The sequence below is a fragment of the Streptomyces bicolor genome (genome assembly GCF_000719285.1).
GTDB classification, from domain to species: domain Bacteria; phylum Actinomycetota; class Actinomycetes; order Streptomycetales; family Streptomycetaceae; genus Streptomyces; species Streptomyces bicolor.
This window is the reverse complement of the sequence record NZ_JOFS01000034.1, coordinates 1-16,048: the sequence shown is the minus strand read 5'-3', so window position 1 is coordinate 16,048 and position 16,048 is coordinate 1. Positions and strand designations below refer to the sequence as shown.

The 16,048-nt window shown below is 70.5% G+C and carries 15 protein-coding genes and 1 pseudogene; 4 read left to right on the top strand and 12 right to left on the bottom strand.

Annotated features, from left to right (window positions below; translation table 11 throughout):
- Positions 1 to 280 precede the first annotated feature (280 nt).
- On the top strand, positions 281 to 712 hold the full coding sequence (locus tag IF78_RS0134360) for a type II toxin-antitoxin system Rv0910 family toxin (protein WP_031486475.1): 432 nt from the start codon (positions 281 to 283) through the stop codon (positions 710 to 712).
- An 84-nt stretch (positions 713 to 796) separates the two neighbouring features.
- Here the strand turns inward: IF78_RS0134360 and IF78_RS44120 are convergent, their stop codons facing one another.
- The gene (locus IF78_RS44120; protein WP_031486474.1) at positions 797 to 1,405 is read right to left on the bottom strand and encodes a PadR family transcriptional regulator; all 609 of its coding nucleotides are present in this window, start codon (positions 1,403 to 1,405) and stop codon (positions 797 to 799) included.
- Positions 1,406 to 1,571: 166 nt separating this feature from the next.
- Between IF78_RS44120 and IF78_RS0134350 the strand changes: the two genes are divergently transcribed.
- A complete protein-coding gene (locus tag IF78_RS0134350; RefSeq protein ID WP_031486473.1) occupies positions 1,572 to 2,381 on the top strand; it encodes a PhzF family phenazine biosynthesis protein in 810 nt (269 codons plus the stop codon).
- Positions 2,382 to 2,490: 109 nt separating this feature from the next.
- On the opposite strand, the gene IF78_RS0134345 is transcribed toward IF78_RS0134350, so the two are convergent.
- Both IF78_RS0134345 and IF78_RS0134340 read right to left on the bottom strand, forming a co-directional pair.
- Positions 2,491 to 3,291 (bottom strand): CPBP family intramembrane glutamic endopeptidase, encoded by an 801-nt coding sequence (locus tag IF78_RS0134345; protein ID WP_031486472.1) that lies wholly within the window; start codon positions 3,289 to 3,291, stop codon positions 2,491 to 2,493.
- A gap of 173 nt (positions 3,292 to 3,464) precedes the next feature.
- Positions 3,465 to 4,982, bottom strand: a complete 1,518-nt coding sequence (locus IF78_RS0134340; RefSeq protein WP_031486471.1) for a glutamate-cysteine ligase family protein — start codon at positions 4,980 to 4,982, stop codon at positions 3,465 to 3,467.
- A gap of 574 nt (positions 4,983 to 5,556) precedes the next feature.
- Here IF78_RS0134340 and IF78_RS0134335 point away from each other — a divergent pair.
- Entirely contained in the window at positions 5,557 to 6,159 is a 603-nt protein-coding gene (locus tag IF78_RS0134335; RefSeq protein WP_031486470.1) for a hypothetical protein, read from the top strand.
- Positions 6,160 to 6,606: 447 nt separating this feature from the next.
- Positions 6,607 to 6,813: a DUF5999 family protein gene (locus IF78_RS0134330; RefSeq protein ID WP_031486469.1), complete on the top strand. Its 207-nt coding sequence runs from the start codon at positions 6,607 to 6,609 to the stop codon at positions 6,811 to 6,813.
- A 163-nt stretch (positions 6,814 to 6,976) separates the two neighbouring features.
- Here the strand turns inward: IF78_RS0134330 and IF78_RS0134325 are convergent, their stop codons facing one another.
- The 9 genes and pseudogenes from IF78_RS0134325 to IF78_RS0134285 all read right to left on the bottom strand — a co-directional run.
- On the bottom strand, positions 6,977 to 8,011 hold the full coding sequence (locus IF78_RS0134325) for an endo-1,4-beta-xylanase (protein ID WP_031486468.1): 1,035 nt from the start codon (positions 8,009 to 8,011) through the stop codon (positions 6,977 to 6,979).
- A gap of 57 nt (positions 8,012 to 8,068) precedes the next feature.
- The gene (locus IF78_RS0134320) at positions 8,069 to 8,896 is read right to left on the bottom strand and encodes a carbohydrate ABC transporter permease (protein WP_031486467.1); all 828 of its coding nucleotides are present in this window, start codon (positions 8,894 to 8,896) and stop codon (positions 8,069 to 8,071) included.
- The gene (locus tag IF78_RS0134315; RefSeq protein ID WP_031486466.1) at positions 8,893 to 9,897 is read right to left on the bottom strand and encodes a carbohydrate ABC transporter permease; all 1,005 of its coding nucleotides are present in this window, start codon (positions 9,895 to 9,897) and stop codon (positions 8,893 to 8,895) included. The genes IF78_RS0134320 and IF78_RS0134315 overlap by 4 nt, the downstream gene beginning before the upstream one ends.
- Positions 9,898 to 9,903: 6 nt before the next feature.
- The gene (locus IF78_RS0134310; RefSeq protein ID WP_031486465.1) at positions 9,904 to 11,199 is read right to left on the bottom strand and encodes an extracellular solute-binding protein; all 1,296 of its coding nucleotides are present in this window, start codon (positions 11,197 to 11,199) and stop codon (positions 9,904 to 9,906) included.
- Positions 11,200 to 11,267: 68 nt separating this feature from the next.
- A complete protein-coding gene (locus IF78_RS51110) occupies positions 11,268 to 11,597 on the bottom strand; it encodes a beta-xylosidase family glycoside hydrolase (RefSeq protein ID WP_031486464.1) in 330 nt (109 codons plus the stop codon).
- The gene (locus tag IF78_RS51105; RefSeq protein ID WP_483316150.1) at positions 11,594 to 11,728 is read right to left on the bottom strand and encodes a hypothetical protein; all 135 of its coding nucleotides are present in this window, start codon (positions 11,726 to 11,728) and stop codon (positions 11,594 to 11,596) included. Before IF78_RS51105 ends, IF78_RS51110 begins: the two co-directional genes overlap by 4 nt.
- Positions 11,729 to 12,093: 365 nt before the next feature.
- Positions 12,094 to 13,426 (bottom strand): annotated as a pseudogene (lysA, locus tag IF78_RS44115) (diaminopimelate decarboxylase).
- Between the two features lie 14 nt (positions 13,427 to 13,440).
- The gene (locus IF78_RS0134290) at positions 13,441 to 13,884 is read right to left on the bottom strand and encodes an SAV_915 family protein (RefSeq protein ID WP_031486463.1); all 444 of its coding nucleotides are present in this window, start codon (positions 13,882 to 13,884) and stop codon (positions 13,441 to 13,443) included.
- A 276-nt stretch (positions 13,885 to 14,160) separates the two neighbouring features.
- Positions 14,161 to 16,048, bottom strand: a 1,888-nt coding sequence (locus IF78_RS0134285; protein ID WP_031486462.1) for an ATP-binding protein, incomplete at its 5' end; no start/stop codon positions are given.

Below are 16,048 nucleotides of genomic sequence, written 5' to 3'. Positions count from 1 at the left end.
TGAGATCACGCCGAAAGCCCCGGAGGGGCGCGCACCCCTTTGCCATGCGCCTCGTACACAACCAAGGCGCTCCGTCGCACGTCCCTCAGGGACATGGAGTGCAGGTGCTGGCTCGTGGGGCTGCCCGCCGTGGACGGCAGACAGTCCGTCAACGGCTGGTGGGCTGAGCCCCGGGACCGGCTCCCGTCTCCACGCTTTCTGACGGTTCATCAGTATTGAATGTTCCGGGCCCCACGGCTACGTTCCGCGACACCGTAGCCCGAGACGAAGGGGTGGTCGCATGGCCGAAGTCAGCGCGGAGGAACGCATCGAGGCACCGGCCGACAAGGTCTGGGCCCAGCTGACGGACTGGTCCGCGTACGGGGAGTGGAACGCCACCCACACCAGCTTCCCGGGCGGCGGTCCCACGGCCCTCGAAGTGGGCGGGACCTTCCAGGAGAACATGAAGCTCATGGGCTTCCCGGCCGAGGTCGAGTGGACCATCGAGGAACTGGAGCCGGCGCGGTTGCTGGCCATTCGCGGCAAGGGTCCGATGGCGGTGAGCGTGGCCACGCGCTACACGCTGACGCCGGACGGCGACGACGCCACGAGGGTGCGTATCGACGGCGAGTTCACCGGTGCGGCCGTATCGCTGATGGCGGGCAAACTGAAGGATTCGGCCACGGCGGCGCTGAACGAGTCGCTGCGGAAGCTGGCCGGATTGGTGACCTGAGCGCTCTCACAGCAGACAGGAAGGCGCCCCGCGGATCACTCCACGGGGCGCCTTCACTCATGGCGGAAAGGCCGCCGGTCCCGCTCAGTCCTCGTCGGCGAGGATCAGGTACAGCTTCTTGCGGGCGTCGTTGATGACGGCCAGCGCCTTGTCGCGCTGGTCCTTGCTGCCCGTCTTCCAGACCTGCCCGAAGGCCTCCATCAGACCGAAGCCGGCCTGGCGGATCTCACCGAGGGCCTCCCAGTCGACACCGCGAGAGGCCTCCTCCCACGGGGCCTCGGGCCCGGCGTCGGCCGCCTCGCGGCCGGACTCGGTGAGCGAGAACAGCTTCTTGCCGCCCTCGCTCTCGCTGGCGATCAGGCCCTCGTCCTCCAGCAGCTGGAGGGTGGGGTACACCGAGCCGGGGCTGGGCTTCCAGGCCCCGCCGCTGCGCTCGGCGATCTCCTGGATCATCTCGTAGCCGTGCATGGGACGGTCCTTCAGCAGGGCGAGGATCGACGCCCGCACATCACCGCGCCGCGCCCTTCCTCGCGGTCCCCCGCGGCCACCCCTGTGCCCCCAGGGGCCGGGCCCGAATCCGGGCCCACCGAAGCCGGGGCCGCCCGGACCGAAGGGCCCGAAAGCGCCCCGAAGTCCCTCGAAGCCGCCTCGGCCGTGTCCACCGTGTCCACGCTCGTATCCATGGGAACGCATCGCAATCACTCCATTCCATCGTTGATCTGTCGCGATGCCTCAACGATATATCGGAATAGTTCGCGCGGCAAGGGTCGATGCCGCCCCCTGACCCCGCCCGAAATCGGGCCGGCAGCCCCGAATTGGCCTTGGCCGCCCCCTCCCCGCACCCCCTAGCGTCAACGCCATGCGGATTCGAATCGTCGACGCCTTCACCGACCGCCCCTTCGCCGGCAACCCGGCCGGGGTCCTGCTTCTCGACGGCTTCCCGGAGGACGACTGGCTCCAGAACCTGGCCATGGAGGTCAATCAGGCCGAGACGGCGTTCGCGCACCGGCTGGCCGAGGGCGGGGAGGCCGACTGGGCGCTGCGGTGGTTCACTCCCCTCGCCGAGGTGGCGATGTGCGGGCACGCCACGCTCGCCACGGCCCATGTACTGCACAGCACCGGCGCCCACGAGGGGCCCATGCGATTCGCCACCCGCAGTGGCGTGCTCGTCGCCACGCCCCGCGAGGACGGCTCCGTCACGCTCGACTTCCCGACCGCCCCGCTCACGCCGGTCGAGGTCCCGGACGGGGTCGCCCAGGCGCTGGGCGCCGAGCCGCTCACCGCCTTCGACACCGGCCCGAACGTCGGCGACCTGCTCCTCGAACTCGCCGACGAGAAGACGGTCCACGCCCTCACCCCGGACCTCAAGGCCCTCGGCGCCCACTCCGCGCGCGGCATCATCGCCACCGCCCGCGCAGAGGACCCGACCCGGGGCTACGACTTCGTCTCGCGCTGCTTCTTCCCGAACATCGGCATCGACGAGGACCCGGTCACCGGCAGCGCCCACACGGCCCTCGCCCCGTTCTGGTCCGAGCGCCTCGGCCGGGCCGAACTCACCGGCCTGCAGGCCTCCCGTCGCTCCGGCCGGGTCCGAACGGAACTCCGTGGCGGCCGCACCCTGCTGAGCGGCCGCGCGGTGACCGTCATCGAAGGGGAGCTGATCGCCTAGCCACCAGCCACATCACCGGGCGCGGCTAAGGGGGCAGGGCACGTCGAAGAGACCAGGGCACGTCGAAGGGGGGCGTACGAGACCGTCGTACGCCCCCCTTCGACGCGTGTCACGCCGTCGGCAGCCAGTCCACCTTGCCCGCCAGCAGCGCGTATCCCACGAACGCCCCTATGTCGAGCAGGGAGTGCGCCACCACCAGCGGACCCACCCGGCCCCAGCGCCGGTACAGGTACACGAACACCACGCCCATCGCCATGTTGCCCAGGAAGCCGCCGATGCCCTGGTAGAGGTGGTACGAACCGCGCAGTACCGAACTGGCCACCAGCGCGGTGCCGGGCGTCCAGCCCAACTGGCCCAGGCGGCGCAGGAGATAGCCGACGACGATGACCTCTTCGAGGATCGCGTTCTGCATCGCCGAAAGGATCAGCACCGGGTACTTCCACCACACCTCGGGCAGCGCCTCGGGCACCACGGTGAGGTTGAAGCCGAGCCCACGGGCCAACAGGTAGAAGGCGATTCCCGTGCTGCCGATCACCGCCGCGATCGCCGCTCCACGACCGAGGTCGGGCCAGGGGCGGGTGCGGTCGAAGCCGAGCGTGCGCAGGCTCTCTCCCTCGCGCAGCAGGAAGTGCGCGACGAGTACCACGGGCACCAGCGCGGTCGTGATCCCGAACAGCTGCCAGGCGAGGTCCAGCCAGGGACGTCCCGGGGCGGCCGAGGCGTTGAGGGTGGCCGCCTGGTCCTTGAGACCGCCGGGTTTGGTGACCGATCCGATGAAACTGATCAGGGCGGACACGCCGCTCGCACCGAGCGAGAGCCCCAGGACGAGCAGCGTCTCGTCGCGGAAGATCCGTCGCGAGGGCCGCTCGTGCGGATAGGAATCGGCCACGGGGCCTGCCGCGCCCTGCACACGTGCCTCCAGTTGAGTGCCTCGTACGGGGCGGACCCACCCCTTGCCTGCCATACGGCCGCACCCCGGCACAGGGTTCAGCAGGGCAACGGGGCGGGGCACCGCCGTCATGGGACGTCACAGCTTGCCCGATCAGTATGGGACGGGCATAGGCGACCCCCGTCGAACGGCGGTCACCCCAACGGCACTGCCGCCGGCAACCCCACCGGCCACATGTGCACCGGATCCCCGCGATGCATCAGCTCCCGGTACCGCCGGGTCGTCGCCGCCAGTGCCGCCTCCCGGGTCATCCCGGTCTCCCGTGCCCGGTGGAAGGTGGCCGCCTGCCAGGACGCGCCGTTCATACGCCGTCGGCAGCGCTCCTCGATGACGCCCAGGTAGAGGTCCCGGTCGGCCGGCTCGACTCCCCACGCGTCCAGGCCGGCCTCGGCCAGCGGCAGCAGTTCGTCGCGGACGAGGCTCACCGCGTCGACCTCGGTCGTCCCGCCGTAGCGCCCCCGCCGGGGCCAGCGCAGCCGCGCGTCGATGCCGTGCCTGCAGGCCTCGTCGAAGTTGGCGGCCGCCGCCTCGAAGGGCAGCCGGGTCCACACGGGCCGCGACTCCTCGGCGAGGGCGCGGACGACGCCGTAGTAGAAGGCCGTGTTGGCGATGACGTCGGTGACGGTGGGGCCGGCGGGCAGCACGCGGTTCTCCACGCGCAGGTGGGGGACGCCGTCGGCGATGCCGTAGACCGGGCGGTTCCAGCGGTACACGGTGCCGTTGTGCAGGACGAGCTCGGCGAGCGTGGGTGTGCCGCCGGCGTCGAGGACCTCGAGCGGGTCCTCGTCGTCGCAGATCGGCAGCAGGGCCGGGAAGTAGCGCAGGTTCTCCTCGAAGAGGTCGTACGCCGAGGTGATCCACCGCTCCCCGAACCAGGTGCGCGGCCGCACGCCCTGCGCCTGGAGCTCGGGCGGGCGGGTGTCGGTGGACTGCTGGAACAGCGGCGGGCGGGACTCGCGCCACAGCTCGCGTCCGAAGAGGAAGGGCGAGTTGGCGCCCACGGCGACCTGGGCCGCGGCGATCGCCTGCGCCGCGTTCCACACGTCGGCGAAGCGGCCCGGGGTGACCTGGAGGTGCAGTTGGACGGAGGTGCAGGCGGCCTCGGGGGCGATGGACTTCGAGGTGCAGCTCAGGCGCTCCACGCCGTCGATGTCGAGCGTGAAGTCCTCGCCGCGGGCGGCCACGATCTGGTCGTTGAGGAGGGTGTAGCGGTCGACGGCGGAGAGGTTCGAGGAGACCAGGTCATCCCGGTCCAGGGTCGGCAGAATGCCGATCATCACGATTCCCGCGTCGAGCTCACCGGCTTTTCGGTCGGCATATGCCAGTGACGTACGGAGTTCCTCGGCGAGCCGGTCGAATACCCGCCCCTGCAACCGGTGTGGGGCTATGTTGACTTCCAGATTGAACATGGCGAGTTCTGTTTGGAAATCACGGCTCGCAATCCGCTCGAGCACCTGCGCATTCAGCATTTTCGGCATGCCGTCGGCGCCGGTGAGGTTCAATTCGATCTCCAGCCCCATGAGGTTCTTGGGGCGGTCGAACCGCTCCTCCTCCAGCAGCCGCTCCAGGCCCGTCAGACACTGCCGCAGCTTCTCGCGGTAGCGCTGGCGATCGGACAGATCGAACCGACCTGCCACGACCTTCTCCCCCATCGAAGCGTCCCTCCTCGGATGGGCGGGGCCAGGGCGGGCCCTGGATCCTGCCGCCGGTCTCCCGGGTCAGGTGGGATGATGCCCAGCCGAAGCGATCGATAACGTCCCGCGCGGGTCCCGCGCCCGCTAGGCTGTCGGGCGTGACCGGCGGCACATTCACCGGGCATGCGGCACCCTGCAGTTTCGGATGGCCACCGAACTCGTGAAAAACGCCGACGACAATTGGCCGATCGCATCCGGCACATTTCTCGAGGTCAACGCCGTACGACCGGCCGGGAATCGGGATGATTCCCGCATATCGACGACCGAATAGACCCTTGCCGGGTGCACCGAAAGCGGTTAGACGAAACACCGTGCGAACACTTGTCGTCTAAACTCCGCAATCAAGGCAGAGGGTTGGCGCCCGCGGTCCCAGGGCCTGCTGTCAGGTGACATACGGCAGGCCTCACTCACCCCCTCGCGCTCCCTGACCCCGGCCCCCGCCTCTCTGACCTCCGTGAGCAGACAGCGCCGTCCGCCCCCGCCCTGCCCCGCCCTCGCGCCACCGTGCCTGTCGAATGAGAGGCGACCCACCATGCCGCTGCATGTTCCCCCGGCTCCCGCGCCCGCCCTTCGCTCCGTCCTCACCGCACTCGGCTCGCCCACCGCGGTCCGCGAGGCCCAAACACCCTCCCTGCGCGCGGCCCAGGGACCCGCGACACCCGAACTCCCGCTGCCCGTGCACGTCGTGGACGAGATCACCCCGGCGGGTGTGTCCGCGACGCGGCTGGCCGGCTGGCGCTTCCTGATCCGCTGCGGCGAACGTGCGGTGGCCGCGGCCGAGACCCGGCTGACCCCCGACGGCTGGGCCTTCTCGCACTTCTTCGAGGGCCCGTACATCGCCTCCACGGAGCGTGCGCTGCGGCAGGCGGAGACGATCCGGCAGCCCGTCCAGCCGCGCCTGCTGTCGTTCCCCGGCCTGTACATGCTCACCCTCTGGCTGCACGGCGACTGCGCCGCGGACGGCGCCGCCGGCCACCCCGACGCCACGGACATCCTCATCCCGCTGGCCCCGGCCCCGCCCGGCATCGCGTCCCACGTGCCGCACCGGGTCGCCGAGCTGCTCCCGGTGCTGACCCACCGGGCGACCCCGGCTCCACTGCCTCCGCTGCCCCCGCTGCTCGGCTCACCCGCCTGACGGCCCACCGCGCGAGCGCCTCCGTACCCCGCCGCCCTCTTCCGGGCCGCGGGGTACGCGACTGTTCGGCGACGGGATTAGGCTCGTATCGGACAACAGGAAATCGGACAGCGAGAAACGCGCACGCACGAACGGTGAATAACTCGTACGAGCGAGAATGTGCTCGAATGAGCCCAGCAAGCCTCCCGGTCCACCCGGACTAGCCCCATCCGACCATGGCGAACCATCCGAAGTAACCGTGGAGTTGGGATGAACCGTCGGCGTGCGGGATGCGTCATCAACCTGTGAGAAAGCGGTGCTGCGAAATCCCTGCGGATTGACGCCCGTGGGGCAACACTGGGTTCCGACCGACCTATCAACGGGGGGGCGGCAATGAACGAGGCTTCACGCCGCGAAACAGACACGACAGCCATCTCACACATCACGACAGAGCGAAAGATCCCTTCCATGTGCCAGCACCAGCCACCGTGCCCGTCAGCCAGCTCCGCCGACCGGGAGTCCGCCCGCCTCTTGGCGCACCACCCGGAGCAGGGATGGAGCCTGCTGTGCAACGGTGTTCTGCTCTTCGAGGACACCGGTGAGCTCCTGCCGGACGGCCAGATCATCGCCCCGCACCGTCCGCTGGGCAGCGGCAAGGTGGTAACCGCCGCGTAACGCCTGCCGGCGGATCACGCCGGAGAGGCCCCGCATCACCGGGCGGCGCGACGGACGCCCGGCGTTCCTCCAGGGGCCGGTCGCAGATCACTGCGAGCCGGCCCCGACGTGCGTTCAGGGGTGGTCACTCAGCGTGACGCACCGGTCGCCCCCGCCCACGGCTCTACCGCAGCGCCTCCCGTATCGCGAAGTACGCCGGCTTCGGCCGCAGCTCCTCGTCCCACGGCAGCGCGGCGCCCTCGCCCGGGAAGAACGCCGGGATCCAGGAGTACTTGTCCGTGTAGTCCCAGAGGGTGATCCCCACACACCGGCGCACCGCCAGGCACGCCTCGGTCATGTCCCGGTACCAGTCGGCCTGCTGGGCCAGCTTCTCCTCGGTCGCGGGCAGCAGCATCCGTACGTCGACCTCGGTGAGCGCGGTGTCGAGGCCGAGCCGGGCGAAGCGGCGCAGGTTGTCCTCGAGGGTGGCCGGATAGCCGTACTGGAGCGCCAGATGGGCCTGCAGGCCGAAGCCGTGCAGGGGGACGCCCTGGGCCTTCAGCTCCTTGGCCAGCTTGTAGTAGGCGTCGCTCTTCGGGCCGATCGCCTCGACGTTGTAGTCGTTGAGGTAGAGCTTCGCCTTGGGGTCGGCCTGGTGGGCCCAGCGCAGGGCGTCGGCGATGTAGCCGGGGCCGAGCGTCCTGTAGAAGATCGTCTCGCGGTACGTGCCGTCCTCGTTGAACGCCTCGTTGACGACGTCCCAGGCGTAGATCTTGCCGCGGTAGTGCCGCACCTCGGTCTGGATGTGCTTCTTCAGCACCGCCCGCAGTTCGGGCGCCGTCCACTCACGGCTCGTGAGCCAGTCGGGCAGCTGGCTGTGCCAGACCAGGGTGTGGCCGCGGACGCGCTGGTGGTTGGCGCGGGCGAGGTTCACGATCTCGTCGCCCTGGGAGAAGTCGAAGACGCCCTGCTGGGGTTCGGTGGCGTACCACTTCATGCCGTTGCCGGGGGTGATCATGTCGAACTCGCTGCCCAGGACGGCCTTGTAGGGCTCGTCGACGAGCTCGGGGTTGTCGGTGGCGCTGCCGTAGTAGCGGCCGTGGCGCTGGGCGAGGTCGGCGAGCGTGGGCTCCTTGTCCTGGGCCTGGACGGCCGGGGCGGTGACTGCGACCAGGACGGCCGCGAGGACACCGGCGAGTCTGAGACGGTTCTTGCGCATGGTGCGACTCCTCACGTAAGGGGTGCGGGGTGAGCCGTACGTCCGCCTGCGCGCGCGTCATCCCTTGGTGGCGCCGGCGGTGAGGCCGCCGACGAGCTGGCGCTCGGCGACCGAGTAGAAGGCGAGGGCCGGGATCATGGCCAGCACGAGGTAGGCGAAGACGCGGGCGTAGTCAGCCGAGTACTGGCCCTGGAACTGCTGGACGCCGATGGGCAGCGTCCACCAGGTGGAGTCGGTGAACACCAGCAGCGGCAGGAAGAAGTTGTTCCAGCTGGTGACGACCGCCAGGACCGAGACCGTGCCGAGCGCGGGCCGCGCCATGGGCAGCAGCACCCGCCAGAAGAACCCGAGCGGACCGCATCCGTCGAGCGTGGCGGCCTCCTCCAGCTCGCCCGGGATCTGCCGGAAGAACTGCCGCAGGATGATGATCGTCATGGGCAGCCCGAAGGCGGCCTGCGGCAGGATCACGCCCAGCGGGTTGTCCAGCAGGCCCATGGAGCGCAGCAGCAGGAACAGCGGCAGGGCGGCCACCGCGAAGGGAAACATCAGTCCCATCGTGAACAGGGTGAACAGCAACTCCCGCCCGCGGAAGGCGAACCGGGCGAAGGAGAACGCGGAGAGCGCGGAGACCGCGACGACGATGACGCACGTCGCGACGGCGATCAGCGTGCTGTTGCCGAGGAGCCGCCAGAAGTCGCCGGAGCCGAGGATGCCGGTGTAGTTGCCGGTCACCCAGGGGGTGGGCAGCCCTACGGGGTTGCGGGAGAGCTGGTCGGTGGACTTGAAGCCGGAGAGGAGGGCGTAGAGCAGCGGTACGGCCATCACCGCGCCCACGGCGACGAGGATCACGTGCAGGGGCAGGTTCCGCAGGGTCTTGCGGCTCATGTGCCGTCCCCCCTCATCGTCGTGGTGGCCCCTTCGAGGTCACGGCGGAGCACGAACCGCTGGTAGGCGAGGGCGAAGACAAGGCTGATGCCGAACATCACCACGCTGATCGCGCTGGCGTAGCCGACCTGGTAGCGCTTGAAGCCGTACTGGAACATGGTCACGGCCATCGTCTCGGAGTGGTGGTCGGGGCCGCCCTGGGTGACCACCCACACCAGGTCGAACAGCTGGATCGACCCGATGACCGCCAGGAAGACGCTGATGCGCAGGGTGGGCGCGAGCAGCGGCAGGGTGACGTTGCGGAACCGCTGCCAGGGTCCGGCGCCGTCGATCAGCGCCGCCTCGGTCAACTCCCTGGGGATGGACTGGAGTCCGGCCAGGTACAGCATCATGTGGAAACCGAAGTACTTCCACGTCATGACCAGGAACAGGGTGGCCATGACCATGGACGGATCGGCGAACCACTCCCCGCCGAGCCCGTCCAGGCCGATGCCGCCGAGGATCCGGTCGGCGAGTCCGTCGTCGGGGGCGAAGATCATGCTGAACAGGACGCCGGTGATGGCCTCGGACAGCACGTACGGCGCGAAGAACAGCATCCGGTACACGGCCCGGCCGCGGATCCGCTGGTTGAGCGCGACGGCCAGGGCGAGCGCGAACGGCAGTTGGAGCACCAGGGTCAGGGCGACCAGGACGAAGCAGCGCCACAGGTCGCCCAGGAAGACCGGGTCGTCGAAGAGCCGGGTGAAATTGTCGGCGCCGATGTAGTCGGACGGCATCCCGAAGCCGCCCCAGCGGAAGAAGGCGGCGTACAGCGCGAACAGGATCGGCAGCAGCACCAGGACGATGAACAGCGCCAGCGCGGGCACCTGGAAGCCGACCGCGGTGAGCCAGTGCAGCACGCGCCGCCGGGCCCGCGCCCGGCCCGTGCCTTTGGCCGGGGGCGGGAGGTCGACGTCGGGGCCGGGCTGTTTGTCGGCGGACGGCAGGAACGTGGAGGTCATCGCAGGCTACTGCTCTTCCTTCGCGGTCTGCGTGATCGACTGCGCGACCTGCTGCGGGGACTTGGACCCGGCGATGAGGGCGCCGACGCTGTCGTTGACCTCCTGGCCGACGGCGGGCGCGTACGCCTGGTCGAGGTAGAGCTGGAAACCGGTGGCGGCCTTCAGTTGGGCCTGTACGGCCTTGATGTTGGGGTCGGTGATGGCGCTCTCGGCCGCCGGGACCACAGGGAGGACGCCGGTCTTCTTGACCAGCTCCACGTCCGTCGCCTCCGAGGCGAAGAACTTGAGGAAGTCGACGGCGGCCTGCGGCGCCCCGCTGCGCAGTGCGTGTCCGCCGCCCCCGCCGAACACCTCGGTGATCGTGCCCTTGCCGCCGTCGACCGCGGGGAACGGGAAGAAGCCGAGGTCGTCGCCGAGGCCCTTGCCCGAGTCCGCCTGGACGACCGGGGCCCACTGGCCCATGAGTTCCATCGCCGCCTTGCCGTTGCCGACGGCCGCGGCCTGGCCGGTGGGGGTGGAGTAGGCGGCGCCGAGGAAGCCCTTCTGGAACGGCTGGAGGTCGACGAGTTCCTGGAGGTGCTGACCGGCCTGGACGAAGGCGTCGCCGGTGAAGTCCTTGTCGTCGTAGGCCTTCTGGAGGGCGGAGGCGCCCGCGGTGCGCATCGCGAGGTAGGCCCAGTAGTACATGCCGGGCCACTTCTCCTTGCCGGCGAGGGCGAGTGGGGTGGTGCCCTTGGCCTTCAACTCGCGTACGGCGTCGAGGAAGCCGCTCCAGGTGGTCGGGGGCTCGGTGATGCCGGCGTCCTTGAAGAGCGCCTTGTTGTACCAGAAGCCGATCATGCCCATGTCGAACGGGATGCCGTACACCTTCTCGTCGAGGAGATAGGGCTCCTTCGCGACCGGCAGCAGACTGCCGGAGAAATCTTTCGTCCGGTCGGTGAGGTCCTCGACGAGCCCGGCGTCCACCTGCTGCTGGAGGACGCCGCCACCCCAGGTGTGAAAGATGTCGGGGAGCTTCCCGGAGGCGGTCAGCGCCGTCATCTTCGATTTGTAGGCGTCGTTCTCCAGCTGGACGATCTTTATCTTCACCTTGGGGTTCTGGGCCTCGAACTTCTTGGCCAGCGCCGCCCAGACGCTCTTCGCCGGCTCGGTCGTGGAGATGTTCCACCACTCGATGGTGGTCGTGCCGTCCGACGACCCTCCGCCCGAGTCGCCGCCGCAACCGCTCAGTGCCGTCATGCCCACACCGGCTGCGGCGGAGGCCGCCAGGAAGCCGCGGCGGGACAGTCCCGGGTCGCCCATCATGCGCTCCTTGGGTACGGGACGGTCCGTCCATGACCGTCCACTGGACCGAAAGTTTCGGAAGAGATTCAGAAAGCTTCGTTGCTGCCGCACCCTAGAGACAGCTGCCAAACGGTGGCAACCCCTTGTACGCGGTGAATGTGCCGCCAACCGATCGCGGGCACCGGCTGCCGGGCGAGGCACTGCCGTGCCGGGCGGATGCGGGCGATCACGCGGGCCTCTCCCCCGCCGACCTCCAGGTCGCAGTGGTGGGCCTCGTCCAGGCGAACGGACAGTCCGGCGCGGCCCGTTCCGGGATCCGGACGGGCCTCGAACCGGCAGTCGGGGTGCTGCTGGCGGCGCCCGACGAAGGGATAGCCCGGCCGGTCGAGGCTGTCGCCGGCGGCATGCAGGTTCACGGCGTCGAAGTCGTCCCGTGGGGCGGGCGGCGCGCCGGTGCACTGGATGGGGCGGCCGTACCGCCCTCGGCGAGCATCAGGTACCACCAGTCGCCGACGCGGTACAGATGCGGCGCCTCGGGGTGCTGCACGCCGGTCCCGGACCACACCCGGGAAAGGACCTTCGAGCGCTTTCCCGGTCAGCGGGTCGGAGGCCGGGACGTCGTCCCCGAGCTCCAACTGCCCCGGCCTGTCGAGCACATTGCCGATCTGCCGCCAGTGCACCAGTGGTCCTGGCCGACGCGGCAGACGCTGGGGTCGGGATGGAAGCCGCCGATGACCGGGTTGTCGTACGTCCGCATGCGCGTCACCCCGGTGGCGAAACATTCGGCTTACTCGACGAACATTACGGAGCGGACTGTAAGGAGGTGCCCCGGACGCGACAAGCGCACGGGAGCGCGGCGCCTCCGGAGGAGGATCGGGCCGTCCTCGTCCGGGGGTGGACCAGGGGCCCGGGTTACAGCCCCACGTCGCGGCTGCGGATGTCGTCCAGGGTCTCGCGGCGGATCAGGAGCCTGGCCTGTCCGTCGGCCACGGCGACCACCGGCGGGCGGCCGACCAGGTTGTAGCCGGAGGCCATGGACAGGTGGTAGGCGCCGGCGGCCGGGATGGCGAGGAGGTCTCCGGGGCGGATGTCCTCGGGGAGTTCCACGTCCGCGGCGACGATGTCACCCGCCTCGCAGTGGCGGCCCACCACGGTCACCGGAGCCGGGGCCGCGGTGCTGTGCCGGCCCACCAGGCGGGGCGCGTAGCGCACCCCGTACAGCGCGGGCCGGGGGTTGTCGCTCATGCCCCCGTCGACGGCGACGTAGGTGTGCGCGCCGGTGCGCTTGACGGCGAGGACGTGGTAGAGCGCGATCCCCGCCGGACCGGCGATCGCCCGCCCGGGTTCGATGATGAGCCGGGGAACGGTGAGCCCCGCCGCCCCGCACGCCGCGGCCAGCTCCGCACGCACCTTGCGGGCCAGCGTGGTGAGGTCCAGGGCGGGTTCGCCCGGGCGGTAGGCGATGCCGTGGCCGCCGCCTAGGTCGAGTTCGGGCAGGACCAGGCCGTGCTGTTCCTGCAGCCGGGCCATGAGGCCGACGATGCGCCGTACGGCGGCCAGATAGGGCTTGGTGCTGGTGATCTGCGAGCCCAAGTGGCAGTGCAGACCGGTCAGTTCGAGCTGGGGCTGGTCCAGGGTCCGGGCGATGGCGTACTGCGCGTAGCCGTCGGAGATCGACAGGCCGAACTTCTGCTCCTCGGTGCCGGTGCGGATCTTCACGTGGACGCCGGCGCTGATGCCGGGCACGACGCGCACCATCACCTTCTGGTGACCGTCGGGCCCGACCGCGGCGGCCAGCCGCGCGATCTCCGACGGGCTGTCGATGACGATGCGGCCGACGCCGAGGCGCAGCGCGGTGTCCAGCTCGCGCGGGGACTTGGCGTTGCCGTGCAGCACGATCCGCTCCGGCGGGAATCCGGTGCTGACCGCGAGCTCCAGCTCACCGGCCGAGCAGACGTCCAGGCCCAGTCCCTCCTCGGCCACCCAGTGGACCATCGCGGCACAGAAACGCCTTGGCCGCGTACAGGATGTCGGCGTCAGGGAAGACGTGCCGGTAGGTGCGGCAGCGCTCGCGGATCTCGTCCTCGTCGATGACGTAGACGGGCGTGCCGAAACGGTCGGCGACCTCGGCGAGCGGTACGCCGCCGACGGTGATCTCGCCGTCGCGGGGCTCGACGGCCGAGGCCGGACACACTGACAGGGCGTCGGGCTGGCTGGTCACCGCGGGTTCGTGAAGGGTGGTCATCGTGCGGTATCCCCTCAGCCGATCCACAGGGCGAGTACGGAGATGAGCGCCGCCGCGCCCGTCACGCGCAGCGCTCCGACGGCCTGGGGGTCCCAGGCGCCCCGACGGAAACGGGGACCGGAGTGCTGCGGGGCGGACTCCACGCCGGGCGCGGACGGCCTGGTCTGGGCAGGGGCGGGCGCGCAGAACCGGGGGTCCACCGTGACGGTGGTGACGCCGAGCGGTGCGGTCAGGGAGCGCAGGGCGGGCTCGGCGAGGCGGATCCAGGGCTGGTCGGGGCCGAGGGTCGCGGTCAGTTTCCGCCGCGAGGTGAACCCCACGGCCGTGCGGTCACCGATCGGTGTGCGGAAGAGGCGGGCCGCGCAGGCGGCCTGTCCCGGCCGGACCGGAACGTACAGAGGGCCGGCCGGGAACCGTTCAGAGGGCTCCGGGTCTTCGTCGGACAGGATGTCTGTCATGGGATGCCTCCGGGAGGAGCCGAGGTGGGTCGGGGAAATCGCTGATGTGCTCGGCGAGTTGCTTGATCGCCCCGGACGCGGGGAGGCGGACCGGGGCTTGCCACTGACGCTATGCCCGCCGCCCCGGGTTCCGGACCGCTCATGACGGGATGCTGACGGCTACGGCCTGGACGCTGACGTGATCCTGACGGCGCCGGCCCGGACGCTGACGGGATGCTGACGCGGATCCCTTCGAACGGCACCTCTGGCCGCCGCGCACCCCAGCCGCTCGAGCCGCTACAAAACCACCGCACTCGGCACCTCCGGCTCACCCGGCCGTCGCCCCTGTGCCATCCGCAGGCTCAGCACCATGGTCAGCCCGCCGCCGGGCGTGTCCTCCGCGTTGATCGTGCCGCCCATCGCCTCGGCGAAGCCGCGGGCGACCGCGATGCCGAGGCCGACCCCCGCGCCGCGCGGAGCGTCGCCGTAGCGCTGGAAGGGCTCGAAGACGTGTTCCTTGGCCTCGTCCGGGACGCCCGGTCCACGGTCGACGACGCGTACCTCGACGCGGTCGGCGATGGCGCTCGCGGAGACCAGTACTGCCTGGCCCCGCGGGCTGTGTTTCACCGCGTTCTCGACGGCGTTGGCGACGACCCGCTCCAGCAGGCCCTTGTCCACGGAGACCATGGGCAGCGTCTCCGGGATGTCCAGCTCCACGCTGCCCTCCGGCACGCCTCCCAGCGCCATCGGCACGACCTCGTCCAGGTCGATCTCCCTGATCAGCGGCGTGACCGTGCCGGTCTGCAGGCGGGACATGTCCAGCAGGTTGCCGACCAGGTGGTCCAGCCGGTCGGCGCCCTCCTCGATCGCCTCCAGCAGTTCCGCCTCGTCCTCCTCGGACCAGGCCACGTCGTCCGAGCGCAGCGAGGAGACCGACGCCTTGATGCCCGCGAGGGGCGTCCGCAGGTCGTGGCTCACCGCGGCCAGCAGCGCGGTGCGGATGCGGTTGCCCTCGACCAGTTCCTTCGCCTGGTCGGCCTCCCGCCGCAGCCGCTGCCGGTCCAGGACGACCGCGGACTGCGCGGCGAAGGCGGCGAGCACCCGGCGGTCCTGGGCGGGCAGTACGCGGCCGGTCAGCGCGAGCGACATGTGATCGCCCACGGGGACGTCCACATCCGCGTCGTCGGGGTTCCGGCAGGGCCGGCGGCCCACGCTGCCCGCGCAGGTCCACGGGTCGACATCGCTCTCCCGCTCCAGCAGCGCCACCGACTCCATGCCGAAGGTCTCCCGGACGCGCTCCAGCAGCGCCTCCAGGCTGGTCTCGCCGCGCAGCACGTTCCCGGCGAGGAAGGACAGGATCTCCGACTCGGCGCGCAGCCGGTTCGCCTGGTGGGTGCGGCGGGCGGCCAGGTCCACCACAGAGGCCACCGACACCGCCACGCCTATGAAGATCGCGATGGCCACCATGTTCTTCGGGTCGGCGATGGTCAGCGTTTGGACGGGCGGGGCGAAGTACCAGTTCAGCAGCAGGGAGCCGACCACCGCGGAAGCCAGGGCCGGCAGCAGGCCGCCGAGGAGCGCGGCGGCGACTGTCAGCGTCAGGTACAGCAACATGTCGTTGGCGAGGCCGACTTCGGGCGCGGCGTTCGTCAGCAGCACGGTGAGCACGACAGGGCCGAGCACCCCGACCAGCCAGCCCCGGATGATCCGCGACCGGCCGAGGCGCGCGCTGCGGGCCACGGGCAGTCCGCGCCCCTTGCCCGCCTCGTCGTGGGTGATCAGGTGGACGTCGAGGTCGGGGCCCGAATCGCGGGCGACGGTGGCGCCGACGCCGGGCCCGAAGACGTATTGCCAGCTCTTGCGGCGGGAGACGCCGAGCACGATCTGCGTGGCGTTCACACCGCGCGCGAAGTCCAGCAGGGCGACGGGGATGTCGTCGCCGACGACGTGATGGAAGGTGCCGCCGAGGTCCTCCACCAGCCCGCGCTGGACGGCCAGTTCCTTCGGCGAGGAGGACGTCAGCCCGTCGCTGCTGGCGATGTGGACGGCGAGCACCTCGCCGCCGGCACCCTTCTCCGCCAGCCGTGCGGCCCGGCGGATCAGCGTCCGCCCCTCCGGGCCGCCGGTCAGCCCGACCACGATCCGCTCGCGGGACCCCCAGATCTTCGACACCCGGTGATCGCTG